The sequence below is a fragment of the Tenacibaculum agarivorans genome, assembly GCF_001936575.1.
GTDB lineage: Bacteria > Bacteroidota > Bacteroidia > Flavobacteriales > Flavobacteriaceae > Polaribacter > Polaribacter agarivorans.
The window spans coordinates 37,737-56,384 of the sequence record NZ_MSMP01000004.1 but is presented as its reverse complement, the minus strand read 5'-3'; the positions used below and the strand labels follow the sequence as shown (position 1 = coordinate 56,384).

The window sequence follows — 18,648 nt, the reverse complement described above, 5'->3', positions numbered from 1 at the left end:
TTCTATATGTCGTTATTGCTTATAGCATTTGCGCAAATATAACCACCTGTCCAAGCATTTTGAAAATTGAAGCCACCAGTAACAGCATCAATATTTAGAATTTCACCAACAAAGAACAAATTTTTATGAAGTTTACTTTCAAAACGTTTAAAGTTAATTTCTTTTAAATCAATTCCACCAGCAGTGACAAACTCTTCTTTAAAAGTAGATTTTCCTTCAGCAGAAAAAGTAGCATTAGTCAATTGATTTGTTAAATCTAAAACCTGGCCTTTGGTTAAGTTAGCCCAATTTTGTTGTACATTTATTTTAGAAGCTTGTAGTAAACGCTCCCATAAACGTCTTGGAATTTCTGAAAATGGCGATTTTAACCCAATTTGTTTTTTTGCATTCGCTTTTTTAAGCTCGTTGAGGTTGTTGAGTATTTCTTCTGAAGATTTAGATATCCAATTTACAACTACTTTATAACGATATTCCTTTTCAGCTAAAATTCTAGCCCCAAAAGCAGAAAGTTTAAGTACTGCCGGTCCGCTTAATCCCCAATGTGTAATAAGAAGAGGTCCGTAATTTTCTAATTTAGTATCTGAGATTTTTACAGTAGCATTAGGAACTGCTATACCACCTAAATCTGTAATTCTTTCATCTTTAATATTAAAGGTGAATAATGAAGGAACGGTATTAATGATTGTATGGCCCAATTTATGTGCAAGATCCCAAATCTTTTTACTACTTCCCGCAGCAATCACTAATTTATTGGCAATAAACTCTTGATCTTTGGTGTTAATAACCCAGTTTTCATTTTGTTGATAAAACGAAACTACATTTTGGCTTGTTAACACTTTTATATGTAGTTTTTTAACTGCTTTTTGAAAGCAATCAATAATAGCCTGTGAGGTATTTGCTTCAGGAAATACTCTGTTGTCTGCTTCAATTTTTAAAGGAACACCTCGATTTTCAAACCATTCAAAAGTATCGCCAGTCATAAATTGATGGAAAGGACCTAAGAGTTCTTTTTTTCCTCTTGGATAAAATTTCACCAATTCTTTAGGCTCAAAACAAGCATGAGTTACATTACAACGTCCACCACCAGAGATTTTTACTTTTTGTAATACATCTTTACCTTTTTCAAGAATAGTAATATCTAAATCAGGATTTTGTTCTTTAGCGTTAATTGCTGTAAAAAAACCAGCTGCGCCACCACCTATAATTATAACTTTATTCATAATGCCATTTTGTGATAAGGAATTACAGTATGGTAACCTTTAGCGTTAAAGTAATCAATAGTGTTTTCATTACCAGTTGCCAAAACAAAATCGCCTCCCCAAGCACCTAAGCTTTTAATAGCTCCAAAATAGTCAGGAAATAAGTGGTCTTTTACTTTCGGTAGTTCTATAATGGAAGAGATGATATCTTCATGAGTAGTGATTAAATTCTCGAAATCCGAAATGTTGTTGGTTACTATTAAATCCTCAGAAATTTTAGAAATCAAAAGATGTTCATCTTTTATTTTTTCACGTTTCTCTTTGTATCTTTTTATACCTTCTCTACTATTTTGCTTCTGATTTAAAAATACAAAGTACAATTGATCAGAAAAAGTAGGAGAGAAGCTAGTAGTTTCTACGATTGGTTTTTTATTGTCAAGTTGATAGAAAATAGAAGAGTTATGTTGTGCACAAGCAATATCATACCCACTACCAGAAAAAGCATTCCATAATAAATCAAAGGCATTCACATTTGCCCAAGATGCTATATTGTTAATTAAAGTAGAAGAACTCCCTAACCCCCAATTTTGAGGAAAAGTTAGCGATGTTTTTACGACATAACCTTTTTCGGTTTGTAAAAAATCAGGGTTCAACTTTCTTGCTTCTTGTAGAATATTTTGTAATGTTTCAGCAATAGTTTCAGAACTTCCTTCTTTATCAGAATTAAAAGAAGCAGAAGTTAAACGTAATTTTGGTAAACTAAATGCAGCTTCAAACCAACATTCACCTTCATCTGTAAAACTTCCCCATATTAATTCAGGTTGATCAATAGGAGTAATCGTTAAATCTTGACCATAACTGGTTGGAATGGCTAAAGCTTTTGCTCCATCTAAAACCAGATATTCTCCAGTTAGTAATAATTTTCCGTTGCTGTAATATTTTTCCAAACTATTTGTAAAATCGAACTGAATCGATTATGAATTTAGGCGGTTTCTATTTCTTGTTTTTCTTCTTATTATGTTCAATGAATATAGCACCAATTAAACTTGCTCCAATAATTATTCCACTTAAAGCGTCTATAAATTCATCTCCTCTAAAGATTCCATAAATAGCAAAAAAGATAGATGCAGTTCCTAACCCAATTATAAAGTTTTCTAGTGATTTACTCATTATACCAATCCAAATTGTTTAAAATGATGTGTAAAATGTTTTACTTGAAACTTTTTCCAGTAATCAAAATTCAATTCTCCGAAAAAAGGATGAACAACAGTCCTACTCGGATCTTTTTCAAAAACGTTAAAAAACAATTGCACTTGTTCTATTAAATCATCAATAGCATCAGGTATTGAGTTGAATTTTTCAGGAACAGGATTATCAGACAAAAAAGAAGGTCTGAAACCAAGAGTTAATTCATTATCTGTGTTTAAAAAGGGCCTACGTCTTGCTGCTTTTTCATCTTCAACAAAAACATCTACGTTCCAATTACCATTAGCAATCTGAGTTACAGCACTCAAATGTTCTATCATTTGTTGCGCGTTCATGCTACCAAATATAGGAGTACTACTTTTAGAAAGTGTATTCAATTGTGTACGAACCGTATGCTCATTAGAAAAATCAATCCAAGGTACTTTAGGCTTTCTTAATGCATTTATCTTTTCAACAACAGCGCTATGAGAAACCGTTCTATTTTCAAAATAAATACTGATTTCCTCTTTTTCTTCTGGAGTGGCATTATGTTGATTTAAAATATTCATTAAGTGCATTTTCATATGTCCATGCTGAATACCTTTAGTTGTTAATGCTTTCAATGCAGCAAAATTTTGAGCTAAACCAGCAGAAGCTATAATTTGCATTAATTCTCTTGCGTTTGGTTTTTGCATCATATCTAAAGACAACTTCGCCATTGGGTGTAATGCTGTTAAACCACCAACAGTTCCCAAAGCCAATGGGATTTCAATCCAAAACCTAAAAATGTTATCTTTTACTTCACAATGTGTTAAACTAGAGTATTTACCATTACGTGCGGCATAAGAATGTGCTCCAGATTCAATAGCTCTAAAATCATTACCAGTAGCTAAAACAACAGCATCAATACCATTCATTATACCTTTATTATGCGTTACCGCTCTATAAGGTTCTATTTCTGCAATTTTAACAGCTTGCTCAAATTTATAAGCAAATTTCTCAGGATTTTCACCTCCCAATTCTTCAATAGGACAGCTTACTTCTGCTCTTACCAAACACTCAGGGACATAATTTGATAAAATACTCATGATGATTTCTATGTCTTCTCTTTGAAACTGTTTAGCGATAGCTTCTAAGCAAGAATTAATAAAATTCGCACCCATACTATCTTTAGTTTCAAACGTAACATGAAGTTGATAATAATCTTCTAAATCATCGGTTTTGTCAACCAATACAATATCTAAAATCCCACCACCACGTTTTTCCATATTTTTAGTGATGGAAGCAGTAGCTGCATATAATTCGGTTTTATTTTGATTGAAATACTCTTCTAACTCTTGTTTTTCTCCAGCAAATAAAAAATGAACTTGTCCAATTTTAGTAGTAGAAATTACTTCTGTTTTAAAACCACCTCGGGTACTCCAATATTTAGCTACTTTAGCAGCAGCAGCAACTACAGAGCTTTCTTCAACCACCATAGGTATAACATACTCTCTACCATTTATAATAAAGTTAGGAGCAACCCCATAAGGCATATAGAAATTAGAAATGGTATTTTCTATAAAATCATCATGAAGCTGTTGTAGCTTTTCATCAACATTCCAATATTGCTTTATAGTTTGAATAATTTCAGGCTGATTGTTGAAGTAGTTTTCAGCTAACCAATCAATTTTTTCCTCTTTAGTTAGCTTTGAGAATCCAGAAATAATCTTAGACATTCATCTTATTTTAAATAACGAAACAAAGATACTTCTTTCCTTTAAATCAGGTTTTAGAAAAGTAGTTTTCTGTTAAATTGAAGTAAAATTTATTATTTTTTCGTAAACTTGGCACACATTTTATCAAATCGTCAACTAAATGAAAAATCCCATGAGAAAAATAATTTTTCTAGCAATTTTAGGAATAGTTTTTTCTGTTACAAGTCAAACTAAAGAAATCACATTACAGGAAATATGGTCTGGAGCATTTTCAGCCGATAGAATGAATGAGCTAAATTCAATGAATGGAGACTTTTACTCTGTACTTAATTTCGACAGAGCATCAGGTACTTCTTCGGTGGATAAGTATAGTTATGAAACACAATTAAAAGTAGCAACTATTGTAGATAGTAAAGATTTATACAATCTACAGTATTTTACGTCTTATGCTTTTAATGCTGATGAAACCAAATTATTATTAGGAACTGACTTTAAACAAGTATATCGTTATTCCTATAAAGGAACATATTATATATATGATATTGCTACAAAGCAATTGGATTTATTAGGGAAAGATATTCAAGAACCTACTTTTTCTCCTGATAGCAAGAAAGTAGCCTATGCAAAAGAGAATAATTTATATGTAAGAAACATTGAAGAGAATAGAGAAATAAAAGTAACAAAAGATGGAAAAGTAAATGCTATAATTAATGGTACTACGGATTGGGTGTATGAAGAAGAATTTGCTTTTGTAAAGGCCTTTGATTGGAGTAAGGATAGTAACTATGTAGCTTTTTTACGTTTTGATGAAACTGACGTACCTCAATTTTCTATGAATGTTACAGGGAATGAGTTATACCCTTCAATGCATACTTTTAAATACCCTAAAGCAGGAGAAAAAAATGCAAAAGTAAGTTTGAAGTTATTCAATGTTTCTGATAAAAGTGTAACGAATATTGATCTTGGTGGTTATGAATACATTCCTAGAATTCAATGGACAAATAAACCAAATGTATTATCAGTTACTACATTAAATAGAAAGCAAAACGATTTAAAATTATATTTCTTTGATGCTAAAACAAATACATCTAAAGTAGTATTAAATGAAGTTGATGAGGCTTATGTAGATGTACAAGACGACTTAACATTTTTAGATGATAATAGTTTTATTTGGACTAGTGAGAAAGATGGATATAATCATATTTATCACTATGATGAAAATGGAACTTTAAAAAATCAAGTAACTAAAGGAAATTGGGATGTTACTAAGTATTACGGATTTAATAAAGATACTAAAAAAGTATACTATCAGTCAGTAGAGAATGGTTCTATTAATAGAGGTGTATATTCCGTAAGTATTGATGGAAGTGCAAAGCAATTATTATCTCCAAAGAGCGGACATAGTAATGCTTCTTTTAGCAAAAACATGAAGTATTTTATCAATACACACTCGTCATCAACTAAAGTGCCTACTTACACATTATATGATGGAGCAGGAACTAAGCTCAAGACTTTAAAGGATAATCTTGAACTTCAAGTTAAGATGAAAGGATACAAAATGAGTAAAAAAGAGTTTTTTACTTATAATATCAATGGAAATGATTTAAATATGTGGATGATAAAACCAAAGGATTTTGATCCAAATAAAAAATATCCGTTATTATTATTCCAATACTCAGGTCCTGGTTCTCAGCAAGTAGCAAATCGTTGGAACTCAAATAACGATTACTGGCATCAGTTATTAGCACAAAAAGGTATAATTATTGCATGTGTAGACGGACGTGGAACAGGATATAAAGGAAGAGATTTTAAGAAAGTTACACAAAAAGAGTTAGGGAAGTATGAGGTAGAAGACCAAATTGCAGCAGCAAAATTCTTTTCTACAGAGCCTTATGTAGATGCAAAGAATATTGGAATTTGGGGTTGGTCTTACGGAGGTTTTATGAGTACTAACTGTTTATTACAAGGAAACGATGTGTTTTCTATGGCAATAGCAGTAGCACCAGTAACTTCTTGGCGTTTTTATGATACTATTTATACAGAACGTTATATGACTACTCCACAAGAAAATGCAAGTGGTTACGATAATAATTCGCCAATTACTCATGCAGATAAGCTAAAAGGAGATTATCTATTAGTTCACGGATCAGGAGATGACAATGTTCATGTTCAAAATACAACTAGAATGGTAAATGCTTTGGTAGAGGCAAACAAGCAGTTTGATCTATTCATTTATCCAGATAGAACACATGGAATATACAGAGGGAAAAATACAAGATTACATTTATTTACTAAAATGACCAATTTTGTATTGAATAGTCTTAAAAACTAAATTTAAAACAAACTATATATTTATATGAAAGATTCAGCTATTAAACAAAAGGAGTTATTTGGACAGCCTGTGGGTCTATATATACTCTTCCTAACTGAAATGTGGGAACGCTTTTCTTATTATGGAATGAGAGCATTATTAGTACTTTATATGACAGCTTCAACTATGGGAGAAGATGCAAGAGGAGCAGGTTTAGGTTGGACAAGTAAAGAAGCACTAGCGTTATATGGATGGTATACAATGTTAGTATATGTGGCTTCTATTCCTGGAGGTATGATAGCTGATAAATTACTAGGTCAAAAAAAGTCTGTTTTGTTAGGTGCTATTATTTTATGTCTAGGGCATGGAGTTTTAGTTATGACAGATATTTGGGCTTTTTATACTGGTTTAGGATTAGTAATTTTAGGAGTTGGTCTTCTAAAACCTAATATATCGTCCATGGTAGGAGGATTGTATAAAGAAGGAGATATTAGAAGAGATAAAGGTTTTAGTATTTTTTACATAGGAATAAATTTAGGATCGCTATTGGCTACTATGATTGTAGGTTTAGTAGTTGCTAAATGGGGATGGCATGCTGGTTTTGGATTAGCAGGAATAGTTATGATTTTAGGACTTATCAATTATGTATATGGACAAAAATATCTTAAACATGTAGGTAATTTACAAGTAAATAAAAATGATGAAAATGAAATTTCTTATGGTCAATTGTACGGTAAACTTTTTAAATCTTCAAAACAATTAATAATTACTGTACTTTTAACTTTAGTATCAATAGTAGGTTGGTATAAATTAGGCTGGGGTTATGGGCTTCTATTTTTGTTTTTAACAGCAATTACAGCTTTGTTAATGATGATATATAAAGAGCTAGAAACACAGGTTTTTAAAGATAGGTTCTTAGTTTTATTACTATCTTTTATTATGGTAATAATCTTTTGGGGTGCTTTTGAGCAAGCTGGAGGGTTAATGAATTTATACACTGATACAAAAACCGATAGAAATCTCTTTGGTTGGCAAGTACCAACAGTAATGTTTCAAAGTTTAAATGCTGGTTTTATCATTTTATTTGCAACAGCAGTAGCAAGCTTTTGGGCTAAAAGAAAACTTAAAGGAAAAGAAGCCTCATCACTATTTAAAATGGCTTTAGGAATAATAATTATGGGATTTGGTTTCTTGTTTATGGTTTTTGCAGCTATGGAATTTGAAAAATCTGGTACTTCAAGTATGGTTTGGTTAGTTTTAGCGTATCTTTTTCATACTGTAGGGGAGTTATGTATTTCTCCCGTAGCTTTATCATTCATAACGAAACTAGCACCAGTAAAATATGCATCGCTAATGATGGGGGTGTATTTTGCAGCTACAGGTTTGGGAAATAAAGTTGCAGGTATAGTTGGAGAATCCGCTTCAGATTATGGTGAGTTGACTATTTTCTCTGGAATTTTGATCTTTACAGTTTTAATTGGAGGACTTTTTATATTAATATTAAAACCTCTTAAAAGATTAACCCATGGAGTAGAAGAGAAAGAGAGAGACTTAAAACATGAAGAAGCTGAAGGATTTGAATTAGCAGATAATTAATAAACCAAATTAATAGTATATGAATACGGATATTGATAGTATGTTTAAAGATAAAGTATTAGGTCATCCAGCAGGGTTATTTGTGCTTTTCTTTACAGAGATGTGGGAGCGTTTTTCCTATTATGGAATGCGTGCACTTTTAGTTTTATTTTTAATTAGTTCTATATCAAGTGGAGGTTTTGGTTGGGAAAAAGCCGAAGCACTTTCTTTGTATGGGACGTATACAATGGGAGTTTATTTAACACCAGTTTTTGGAGGCCTTATCGCTGATAAATTACTAGGATATAGATGGGCAGTTATTTTTGGTGCCTTGATTATGACTTTAGGACATGCAGCTATGGCTGTTGAAACTCCTCTATTTTTATACATAGGTTTAGGATGTTTGATGGTTGGTAATGGATTGTTTAAGCCAAATATGACTTCTATAATCTCTAATATGTATAAAAATCATGAAGGAAAAAAAGATGGGGCTTATTCTATTTTTTATATGGGAGTAAATGCAGGTGCATTTTTGGGAATCATGCTATGTGGTTATATAGGTGAAAATTATTCATGGTCTTTAGGTTTTGGATTAGCAGGAATTTTTATGTTTATAGGAATGTTACAATTCTATTTCACACAAAATATATTTGGTAATATTGGATTATCCCCAAAAAAGATCAAAGAATTAAGTTTTGAGAATATTGGTAAAGATGGAGATCAGGATTTTGTTGATAATAATCTTGAAGAAGAAAATGTAAGCTCTAAAGTAGTATTCGATAGATTAATAGCTGTAGGTGTATTTTGTGTTTTTACTGTTTTCTTTTGGGCAGCTTTTGAACAAGCTGGTGGTTCTATGACAATTTTTGCAGAAGAATATACTCAAAGAAATTTAACAGGAATATATGGTACAGTATTTAAATATGTTGATGCTTTGCTCACTATTTTGCCTCTAGGTATTATTACTTATGTGTTGTATTTGTTGTTTAAGAAAACATTTGCTAAATATGCTGTAGGAAATATTATACTTTCAATTAGTTTCATTATTATTTGGGGTATAGTAGGGTGGAAAATTAATAGAGATTTTTCTAAAGATAGTGTAGAAGTTCCTGCGACTTGGTTTGGAATTTTAAACTCACTATTTATTATTACACTAGCACCATTCTTTTCTAAATGGTGGGAAAGTAAGTATAACTTATCTGGAACTATGAAATATGGATTAGGTCTTTTATTATTAGGTCTAGGTTTTGGTTTTCTAGCACTTGGATCTCAAGGTATAGTTGCAGGAGAACCAGTAGTTAAAGTAAGTATGTTTTGGTTAATAGCTGCTTATTTGTTTCATACCATGGGAGAACTGTGTATTTCTCCAGTAAGCTTATCGTATATAAGTAAGTTAGTTCCAGCAAAATGGATTGGATTTATGTTTGGAGTGTATTATTTATTTATTGCTATGGGGAATAAATTAGCAGGTACAGTAGGAAGTTATATAGAAGAAATTGAAAAGGCTTATTCTATTTCAGGATTTTTCTTAATTTTTACAGTAATTCCTATAGCTGCAGGATTAATTATAGCAGGACTAAGTCCAGTAATGAAAAGATTAATGCACGGAGTAAAATAGAATAATTACCATATTTATAATAAATTAAGCCTGTCAAAATAAATTTGACAGGTTTTTTTGTAAATTTGGAATACTTATTGAGACATAAAGAGTATGAGAAATTTTTTATTAGCAGCCGTATTTGTGCTTTCAGCATTTGCAGTACAAGCGCAAGAAGTGAACTGGATGTCATTTGAAGAGGCATTAAAGTTAAATAAAACTACCCCAAAACCAATTTTAGTTGATTTGTATACTGACTGGTGTGGTTGGTGTAAAAGAATGGATGCAACTACCTATAAAAATGAAGTAATTGTAAAGTTTATAAATGATAACTATTATGCAGTGAAAATGGATGGAGAAGGTAAAGGAGATATAGATTTTAAAGGAAAAACATTCAAATTTGTACAGCAAGGGAAATCGAAATATCATGAATTAGCAGCAGCTATTATGAATGGTAAAATGAGTTACCCATCTACAGCATTTTTTGATCCTAAAGAACAGTTAATACAAACCGTTCCAGGATATTTAGCTAAAGAAAGATTTGAAAAAATATTATCATACTTCAGTGGTGAAGCTTATAAAAGTACACCATGGAAAGATTTTGAGAAAAATTTTAAAAGCTCTCTATAGTAATTAAACTTACTATTTTAAAATATAAGCACCATCTTCATTTGTATAATGTAATGGTGTTTTTTTTGTTATACAAGTTAACTGCCAACGTTTAGCATAACTTTTATAATTAGAACCGTCAACAATAATTTGTTTAGGCTTTAGCTCTTCAATTACGCGTTCTAAATTGATTTTTGGAGACTGTTGTAATACCAATATTGGATCCTTCTTAAACTTTTTAGGATAAACACCTGTACTATCAATCACAAGTATATATTCATTGTGAAAAGCAAAGATATTTCTTCTAAGTGTATCGTATTTCAAAGATACCTCTTCGTTGACCTCATAAGAAGCTATTATTTTCTTCTTTTCAATAGCTGAACGATCTAAGTTACTAACTATTTGCATTTCATTCCCATTTCGTATACCGATTATACTAGATTTATAGTTGTGAAAAACAATGAGCTCCTTTGTTGATTGATTTTTATTGTTTTGGTAGATATGTGAAATTTGTATGCAAATTATAGTAAGTAGAACCGCAAATATGTAATTGGTTTTTCTCTTCAGTAAGATTTGAACAATAAAAAAAATTAAGACATAACATAATAGCATATCTAATAATGACATTGGGATTTTTGAAAAAATATATTGTTCTTGCCCAGATATCCATGTAATGCATTTATTCATGCTTTCTATAACTGTACTATATGTATAAATCAGAAAATCCGGAACAGTTTTTATAGTTAGTAAAATAATGACTAAGAATCCAAAGCCAAGGATAACACCGAGAAAAGGAATTATAATTAAGTTGGATAGTAAGAATAAGCCTGGAAATTGATGAAAATAATATAGACTTACAGGTAGTGTACTAATTTGAGCTGCAATTGAAACGCTAGTCAATTGCCAAAATTGATTAAGGATCCATAGTTTGGGATGATATGTTCTAGCAATTAGAGGTTGAATCCATACAATTCCAAATACGGCTAAGTAACTTAATTGAAATCCCACATTAAATAAAAACATAGGTTTGATCAATAATAATACTAACATCGACGATATTAAGGAAAACTCTATAGGAGGTTTGTTTTTCAATACTTTTCCTATAGCAATAAATGTAAACATAGTTACAGCTCTAACTACAGAAGCTGAAAGTCCTGTAAACATAGCAAACAACCAAAGGAGGGCAACTAAAATTAAAATTTTGAAAGTTTTACCTTTTGGTAGTAATTCTATTGGTTGTAATACAAAGGATAATAGAAGATATAAAATCCCAATATGTAAACCTGAAATGGCGATAATATGTACTGCACCCGCATTGGTATAACTTTCGAGTAATGCTTTAGAGATATCTTGACGTTGCCCTAATAAAAGTGCAAACATTACCGATACAGTTTCAGTATCGGAGAAATATTTTTTTAACTCATTTTGAAGATGGTTTCTAAAACTATAGATATAATTTTCTATCGATGAGGTAGTATTCGGAATGATTTTAAAATATTTGTTTTCAGTAGTTATTTGATGTGTTACACCTTGTCTGAGAAGATAGTTTTTATAATCAAATTGATAAGGATTTAAAGGTGGTTTTAGCTCGTTATATATTGGCTTTAAGAGTATCAATTGATTTTCAATTAACCTTTCTTTATTTGATTTTTTTACATTCAATAAGATACTACCAGTACTAGAAACTTCTTTAATTTGAATAACTTTCGCAATATATGTATCGTAATAAGAGTTCGATTTTAACCGTTTAGATATTTTAAGAAGTGCTGAAGAACTTGTGTATGGAAGATTTGTATAGTGATTACTATAGTTCTTAGAATTTGAAATGTAAGTAGCACTAGTACCAAAAGTACAAAAGGATAAAAAGCACAAAAGTGTGAATAGCTTTTTCCTTTGTAATATAGTAAAGAAAAATAGCAATAATAAAAAAACACAATTTAGAATTAGTAAACTACTAAAACCAAATTTCCATATTTTTTCAAAATGTTGAATATAAATTCCCAAAATAACACATAGCAATACATGTGTAGGTGGGTATAGCAATACCTTTTTCATAACAGTTCAAAGGTAATGCATACATTGTTAAGTTACAATAGCTATTTAATCAATAATTTAAAGACTTCTATTAATTGATGTAAATTAAAAAGTGATTTAATGAAGTCACACCTTTAAATTAGCAAATGATAATTTAGATTCTTTATATAAATTCAAGGTAAATAAGATTAATTACAAGAATTATTAGTTGTTGTTACTTCAGATGTTGAGGTAGATTCATTGCTAATACACTCAAATCGAGTTACAGTAGGTTTTGATATAGTATTACCCTCTACTATCAATTCAGTTAGGTCTCCTTGTAGTAATATTCCGTTGCTATTTTTAGGAGCAATGGTATTGGATGTAATATTGGTATTAACAACATTGTTCAAGCTGATACCTCCTAAAAGTGTATTCTTATTAAAATTTATCCCTTTAGTATTAGAAATACTGACGCTACTAGCTTGATTTATGAATTCATTTTCATAAATATTAATGGCAAAGTTAGAACTTTCAGGTGTCTGATTCACTAGTGTAAATTTCATATGAAAACTATCAGATTCTATAGTGTTGTTAAATATTTGAATGGCATTTATAGTTGTTGAATTGGAGAAAACTCCATTATTAGAAGCCTTAATTTTATTTTCATAAATATCAATACTGTTAGAAGAACTTATTTGAATACCAACAGCAACATTTTTTATAGTGTTTTGATATAGTTTACATTTTTGAGTTGATAGAGAAATTCCAGTTCCATAATTTCCATCAATCGTATTATTATGTATTTCATTATCAAATGTAAATTCACTGTTTTCCCCAGCTCCGAAAATAGCAAAGCTTTGATCTTGATTCGTTTTTCCAATGAAGTTATTATTGCTAAAGGTAACACCACTACTAAAATTAAAGGCCATTCTTGTTTGAACTGTATTGTTTTCAGCAATGACATCACTACTACCTAATACGAGTAAAAAACCTATTCTACTATTATCCTCTATATTGTCTTTAACTTCTACATTATTTACTCTTTGATATTCTAATAAATTACCGTCATCATCTCTTTTTCTAAAAGTTTCAATATTAATAGCATAACCAACATTTCCACCATCGTCATTATTAGCTATAGGTTGCCCAGTGTTTATATAAGTATTTCCTATGATTTTTATATTCTTTCCGTCAGTTACAGAAGTAGACATACGTCTAAGGTTCTTAAAAATAGAGTTTTTAATGAGTACACCATCAGTTGGAATATAATCAGGATTAAATGGAAAACCTAAAGAGAAAATAGTAATTCCCCCACCAGAACCATATTCGAAAGTTACATTATCAACTTCTATTGAACGAGAAGCATGGATTGAAAATAATCTAGAGCCTTGTTCTCCAGCACCGTCACCAACATATTTTCGTGTCAATCGATCTCCTATTAAATTTCCTCCAGATATTTTAACATTGTCTACATTTCTAACAGCCATTAAAGTTGCGTTTACGCCACCGGGTGGAGTAGTAAACATTCGTAAAAATGTATTATTTGTCATCTTTAAATGAATATTAGAAGGTAAATTAATAGCCTCCTTAGTAGGTCTGAAGTTTTGATCACTAGTGGTGCTAGTTACTGTAGATACTTCAAAATAAGCATCGAAATTATCTATTTCAATAGTTTTTCCCCCTAGATCAGCAATAAAAAATAGAATCTCTTCAAAAGCTTGGGTATTCTGCAAAGCTACTTCATATGAAACTGTCCCTTGAATTATATTTTTCCATCGAGATGGAGAAAAAGTAAATGTTTCTTCTGATAAACGAACATTTCCTGTAATAGTTAATGTTGAATTTAAAAGTTTACCATCAATTTTATTATTTTCTCCAGAAAAGTTAAGTGTTCCATTAATAATATCACCTTCCTTAAAAGTAAAAATTACGCCATCTGGGAGATCAATATTTTTTCCATCTAAATCTAATAGGCAATCAATAATTATAGTATCTCCAGCTTGAATTGACGAAAGGTCAAATTCACAAGGGGAGGCTGTTGTATTTTGATCTTGTCCATTATCATTATGGATTGGATCCTCAGTTATTACAGCTTCCTTTTTACTACAACAGATCAATAATGAAGTGAAACAAATTAATAATATTGACAAGTTAATTTTCATCTTATGTAGGGATTGAAGTTCATATATAATTTATTGTAGTGTAAATGTACAATGATTTAACGGGATTAAGTTACTTATATATATGTTGTATGCCAGCAAATATATATTAGGCACATACAAATATTTTTGAGTTCAATTTATTAATGTAAAATAAAATATTGTATCACTTTTTATGGAAATGTTATGTTTTCTTATGGTTTACAATTATGCCCGATTTGTTTTGAATTGTCAGAATGATTAAAAACAAATCATTTATTTGTTTTTTTATATTTTTATAATCTAAAAATTGGTAAACCAATATGGTTTGTCAATTTGGAAAACCAAAATAACACAAACAAAACATTAACTTAACAGAAGAAATCATGAGAAACAAACCCTTCAAACCTATTACTTTATTTAAGACAATTACAGCCTTATGTCTGTTTTCTGCTATTTCTTGCTCTAATGAAGAATTAGCTATTATTGATGATACTTCATCAGAAGAAATTGGGCAATTAGTAATCTCTAATAGAATCCTAAATAGTAATGAAATAACCGTATCTGCTAATGGAGATGATGGTAATAGACCGATTAATACACTTGATGGAAATTTAAATACAAGATGGTCATCTTTAGGTAAAACAGGTAAGTATATAACTTATGACCTTGGAAAGAGTATGACCATAGATGATGTAAGTATTGCCTTTTTTAAAGGCGATCAAAGAAAAACCTTCTTCCAAATTGCAATAGGAGAAACCACTTCTTCATTTGTTACCGTATTAAACAAAAAAACGGAAGGTTCTTCAGGTACTACTAAAGCACTAGTAAAATACGAATTACCAGATACAGAAGGTCGATATGTAAGAATTAGAGGTTTTGGAAACTCTAGTAACGATTGGAATAGTATAACTGAAGTACAAATTAACGTAAGAGAAGCTAATAATAATGGAGGAACACAGAATGCTGTAACAGTCCCATCAAGAATACAAGCTGAAGATTTTACAAATCAACAAGGGACAAGAACTGAAAATACTGCAGATACTGGAGGAGGTTTAAATGTTGGATATATTGATGCTGGAGATTATTTAGAATATGAAATAGATGTGCCTTCGACGAATGATTATGCTTTCGAATTTAGAGTAGCTTCATTAAACAAAACGATTAGATTTGATGTATTAAGTAATGGGAATAGACTGGCTGGAATTAGTAAAGAAACAACTAATGGATGGCAAAATTGGATTACTACGAAAAAAACAATTAGATTAAATCAAGGAAAACAAACATTACGTTTATTGGCTACAGATGGTGGTTGGAATATCAATTGGTTAGAAATAAAAGAGGCTTCTGTAGTTATTGATCCTGGACCAGGAAATAATGGAACACCGGCTGGAGTTTTAGGAGGATTACAAAATTGGAAATTAAATGGATATTCAGGGACATTTAAGTTAGGTGCATCCAATAATGGGTTGAGTTATGTGGACAAAACCCCAAATTTAGCGAATTTTAGTAATCCAGATTGGTTTTATACAGATGGTACATGGACCTACTTTAAAGCCTATACAGGTAATCCAACTTCTAGTGGTTCAGGTAATCCAAGATCAGAACTAAGAGAATTAACTGCAAACGGGAATAATAATATTTACTGGGATGGAGCAACTAATACTGAGCATAGAATGATTTGGAGAGTAAGAGTGGATCATTTACCACAATCGGGAAAAGTATGTTTTGGACAAATTCATGACAAAACAGATAAGTTTGATGATGTTATAAGAGTGCAATGTGAAGGAGATCCTTTCCAAAAAACAGGAAATGTTAAATTTAGAATCAACGGTTATGTCACAGAAGTATTAGAAGGTGGAGGAAAAACTGTAGGTAGTTTAACTTTAGGTCAAGAGCTACACTTAGAATTAACATATAAAAATAAGATTGTTAAGCTATATGAATTAGATAATAACGGCAATAGGGTAAAAACGATTTATACATCTAAGTCAGTTGCTGCAAGAGAAAATTACTTTAAAGCAGGATGTTATTTACAATCAGTGAAGGGAAAGAAAGCAAAAAATTCTGATGATTTTGGGCTGATTGCCATTAGAGAATTAAAGGTTTTTCATTAATTATTTTAAACTAAGGCTAATACTAAAAAAAAGAGCAATTGAAATTTCAATTGCTCTTTTCTTATAATTTACATTCTTTGGAATTTCCAATCACTCCAAACTCCGTTGGTTTTTTCTTTGTATTTACCATCTCTGACAATACTAATTAATTCATTATTACTATTTAATCTATAGATACCTTCTCTCCATTCATACTCAGGCGCATTTTCTGATTTTGATGTAATATCTTTTGAAATGCTAATATCAGTAGATTGAATTTGGTTATCAATAAACATCTTTGTAGCTGTTTTTACTAGCTCATTATTCAAATATTCATAATTTTTTGTTTCAAGAGTATGAATATTTTTATGATCAGAAGTTCTTTTTTCAAACTTTATTAGTTTATTAAAATTATTATAAATAAAATCTCTTGATGTCTTTTTTTTCTCACCCGTATGATATGTATAATTTTTATTAAGAACTACATGGTTGTCATTCTTTAGCGTAAAATCATTTTCAATTTTAATTTTGATTTTATTTTTTTTGTCAAATTCAGTATAAATTGAAGAATGTTTAGTAGGTGTATTTTCTTTATGAGTAATGATTGTAGGACCGAATTTTTTTATTTTCTTTTTTATTTCGAGTAAACCATTAACATCTCTATTAAAACTGATATTTTCAATTTTATCATAGTATGTATTATGAACGATATCAATAATTCTACCAGATGCATCCCTTTTAAACTGATACTTACCATTTAGATATTCTAATTTTTCTATTCTTTTTTTATCATTTAGATTTAATTCTATTTCTGTATTATGAAGTTTTACACTATTGATTTGATTATCTTTTGTAACAATTAGTAATTGAGTAAACTTATCTTGTCCTAGAGAATAGTATTCTTTTCCTACAATTCTATTTTTGTCAATCAAATACCCTTTTTCTAAAACAAGTCCTGTTTTATCGTATGTCATATAAAACTCTTCAATATCAGTAATAATAGATTTAACTATTTCATTATCCTTATCTATATTATTAGTTAAGGTATAATAGTTATTTTTCTTCTTTATTTCTGATGAAGGTTTTGTTTTTGGTGTTTGTTTTACAGGAATGGTACTATTGGCTTTATCAGAGACAATTTTATCTTCTTGCTTGTAAACAACTTTATCTACTGTTTGCACCGGAAAGTGAGTAGATGTAACCTGATTTAATTCAAATAACTTTTTAAGCTTATTGGCTTTTTTAATGATTCTTTTCCCGTCAGATTTATCGTAATCATTCTCAATAAGTTTATTGGCATACTCAATAGCCTTATCCAACATATCAAAATTATAATACAGCTTGGCAAGATTGTAATAGCTAGCATACCTCATTTTTCGATGTTTCCTTTTATCTAATGGATATTTTTTAACTAACTGATTAAAATATTCTTCAAAATTATCTAAATACTGTGTATGAGTTGAGGTAATAGGCTGCTTAGCTTTTATTCTACCAAAAACTTCTTTTATTCTTTTAAATTGACTCTGGTATCCCTTATAATCTGGATTTTTTTCTGAATCTAAAATCCAAAAAACTTCTTCTCGTCTTTCATTTCTATAACCATATGATGCATTAAGATAATAGTTCAACTTAGAAATTTGTTCTTTCATAAACTCTTTTCTAAAGTTTTTGATTAAAGCTTCTTGATTTTTTTCAAAGTATTTTTTTGTATGATCTAAACTGCTAGTTTTTTTACTTTGTAATTTTTTAGAATACTCTATTGGGTAATTGTATGATTTACCATTTGTAATGCTAACAAACCATCTTCCTTTCAATATAAGTTCCATGTTAGCTGTATAAAAAGTACTAGTATTTATAACTTTTCCTTCTTTATCTTTATTTTCCTCTACTATTTTGGATACTTTCACAGGAGTAGAAAGTAATTCATCAACATCAATTCTAATTTTTATAGTTCCTTCTTTTTCTAATTTAGTAAATCCAGAAATATTAATTCTTTTAATGAAATCAGAAATATTAGATGCTACCGTATACGTTCTATCATCGCTATTTAAAATAGGATCGGTAGGTAGTTGAATAAATCTTATAGAAGCTCTTTCTTTGTCTAAATCTACCTTTTGTCCTAATATACTTTGTGTGCTTAACAATAAAAAAATCAACATTAAAACATTAATGTTGATTTTTCTTTTTATGAATCTAATCATTTTAAAAATTCGTTTTTTATGTTC

At 30.1% G+C, this 18,648-nt stretch carries 12 protein-coding genes; 5 read left to right on the top strand and 7 right to left on the bottom strand.

All coding sequences use genetic code 11. The annotated features are described in order from the left end of the window. Positions 1 to 2 precede the first annotated feature (2 nt). From BVC87_RS04020 to BVC87_RS04010, 4 genes are read right to left on the bottom strand one after another with little or no spacing between them, the layout of a single operon-like run. Positions 3 to 1,220, bottom strand: coding sequence for a BaiN/RdsA family NAD(P)/FAD-dependent oxidoreductase (locus BVC87_RS04020; protein ID WP_075341073.1), 1,218 nt, complete (start codon positions 1,218 to 1,220; stop codon positions 3 to 5). After that, positions 1,217 to 2,146 (bottom strand): GYDIA family GHMP kinase, encoded by a 930-nt coding sequence (locus BVC87_RS04015; RefSeq protein ID WP_075341072.1) that lies wholly within the window; start codon positions 2,144 to 2,146, stop codon positions 1,217 to 1,219. Before BVC87_RS04015 ends, BVC87_RS04020 begins: the two co-directional genes overlap by 4 nt. Positions 2,147 to 2,192: 46 nt before the next feature. Then, on the bottom strand, positions 2,193 to 2,369 hold the full coding sequence (locus tag BVC87_RS23330) for a hypothetical protein (RefSeq protein ID WP_159439313.1): 177 nt from the start codon (positions 2,367 to 2,369) through the stop codon (positions 2,193 to 2,195). Next, positions 2,369 to 4,102: a hydroxymethylglutaryl-CoA reductase, degradative gene (locus BVC87_RS04010; protein WP_075341071.1), complete on the bottom strand. Its 1,734-nt coding sequence runs from the start codon at positions 4,100 to 4,102 to the stop codon at positions 2,369 to 2,371. Before BVC87_RS04010 ends, BVC87_RS23330 begins: the two co-directional genes overlap by 1 nt. A gap of 151 nt (positions 4,103 to 4,253) precedes the next feature. Between BVC87_RS04010 and BVC87_RS04005 the strand changes: the two genes are divergently transcribed. From BVC87_RS04005 to BVC87_RS03990, 4 genes are all read left to right on the top strand, one after another. Further along, the gene (locus BVC87_RS04005; RefSeq protein WP_075341070.1) at positions 4,254 to 6,413 is read left to right on the top strand and encodes a S9 family peptidase; all 2,160 of its coding nucleotides are present in this window, start codon (positions 4,254 to 4,256) and stop codon (positions 6,411 to 6,413) included. Positions 6,414 to 6,437: 24 nt separating this feature from the next. Continuing rightward, positions 6,438 to 7,988 (top strand): peptide MFS transporter, encoded by a 1,551-nt coding sequence (locus BVC87_RS04000; protein ID WP_075341069.1) that lies wholly within the window; start codon positions 6,438 to 6,440, stop codon positions 7,986 to 7,988. Positions 7,989 to 8,007: 19 nt separating this feature from the next. Further along, positions 8,008 to 9,585, top strand: coding sequence for a peptide MFS transporter (locus BVC87_RS03995; RefSeq protein WP_075341068.1), 1,578 nt, complete (start codon positions 8,008 to 8,010; stop codon positions 9,583 to 9,585). 93 nt (positions 9,586 to 9,678) lie between these two features. Beyond that, on the top strand, positions 9,679 to 10,194 hold the full coding sequence (locus BVC87_RS03990; protein ID WP_075341067.1) for a thioredoxin family protein: 516 nt from the start codon (positions 9,679 to 9,681) through the stop codon (positions 10,192 to 10,194). Between the two features lie 12 nt (positions 10,195 to 10,206). Here BVC87_RS03990 and BVC87_RS03985 read toward each other — a convergent pair whose 3' ends face one another. Both BVC87_RS03985 and BVC87_RS03980 read right to left on the bottom strand, forming a co-directional pair. Continuing rightward, positions 10,207 to 12,228, bottom strand: a complete 2,022-nt coding sequence (locus BVC87_RS03985; protein WP_083629253.1) for a ComEC/Rec2 family competence protein — start codon at positions 12,226 to 12,228, stop codon at positions 10,207 to 10,209. A gap of 167 nt (positions 12,229 to 12,395) precedes the next feature. Further along, positions 12,396 to 14,351, bottom strand: coding sequence for a NosD domain-containing protein (locus tag BVC87_RS03980; protein ID WP_083629251.1), 1,956 nt, complete (start codon positions 14,349 to 14,351; stop codon positions 12,396 to 12,398). Positions 14,352 to 14,713: 362 nt separating this feature from the next. Here BVC87_RS03980 and BVC87_RS03975 point away from each other — a divergent pair, with 362 nt between their 5' ends. Then, the gene (locus BVC87_RS03975; RefSeq protein ID WP_075341065.1) at positions 14,714 to 16,444 is read left to right on the top strand and encodes a polysaccharide lyase family 7 protein; all 1,731 of its coding nucleotides are present in this window, start codon (positions 14,714 to 14,716) and stop codon (positions 16,442 to 16,444) included. 68 nt (positions 16,445 to 16,512) lie between these two features. Here the strand turns inward: BVC87_RS03975 and BVC87_RS03970 are convergent, their stop codons facing one another. Beyond that, positions 16,513 to 18,624, bottom strand: coding sequence for a hypothetical protein (locus BVC87_RS03970; protein WP_075341064.1), 2,112 nt, complete (start codon positions 18,622 to 18,624; stop codon positions 16,513 to 16,515). Positions 18,625 to 18,648 lie beyond the last annotated feature (24 nt).

What these genes read in the sequence shown, in the direction of transcription:
- BVC87_RS03970 (WP_075341064.1), bottom strand. Translation starts at nt 18,624, where the DNA reads ATGATTAGATTCATAAAAAGAAAAATCAACATTAATGTTTTAATGTTG.
- BVC87_RS03975 (WP_075341065.1), top strand. Translation starts at nt 14,714, where the DNA reads ATGAGAAACAAACCCTTCAAACCTATTACTTTATTTAAGACAATTACA.
- BVC87_RS03995 (WP_075341068.1), top strand. Translation starts at nt 8,008, where the DNA reads ATGAATACGGATATTGATAGTATGTTTAAAGATAAAGTATTAGGTCAT.
- BVC87_RS04000 (WP_075341069.1), top strand. Translation starts at nt 6,438, where the DNA reads ATGAAAGATTCAGCTATTAAACAAAAGGAGTTATTTGGACAGCCTGTG.
- BVC87_RS04005 (WP_075341070.1), top strand. Translation starts at nt 4,254, where the DNA reads ATGAGAAAAATAATTTTTCTAGCAATTTTAGGAATAGTTTTTTCTGTT.
- BVC87_RS03980 (WP_083629251.1), bottom strand. Translation starts at nt 14,351, where the DNA reads ATGAAAATTAACTTGTCAATATTATTAATTTGTTTCACTTCATTATTG.
- BVC87_RS03990 (WP_075341067.1), top strand. Translation starts at nt 9,679, where the DNA reads ATGAGAAATTTTTTATTAGCAGCCGTATTTGTGCTTTCAGCATTTGCA.
- BVC87_RS23330 (WP_159439313.1), bottom strand. Translation starts at nt 2,369, where the DNA reads ATGAGTAAATCACTAGAAAACTTTATAATTGGGTTAGGAACTGCATCT.
- BVC87_RS03985 (WP_083629253.1), bottom strand. Translation starts at nt 12,228, where the DNA reads ATGAAAAAGGTATTGCTATACCCACCTACACATGTATTGCTATGTGTT.
- BVC87_RS04020 (WP_075341073.1), bottom strand. Translation starts at nt 1,220, where the DNA reads ATGAATAAAGTTATAATTATAGGTGGTGGCGCAGCTGGTTTTTTTACA.
- BVC87_RS04010 (WP_075341071.1), bottom strand. Translation starts at nt 4,102, where the DNA reads ATGTCTAAGATTATTTCTGGATTCTCAAAGCTAACTAAAGAGGAAAAA.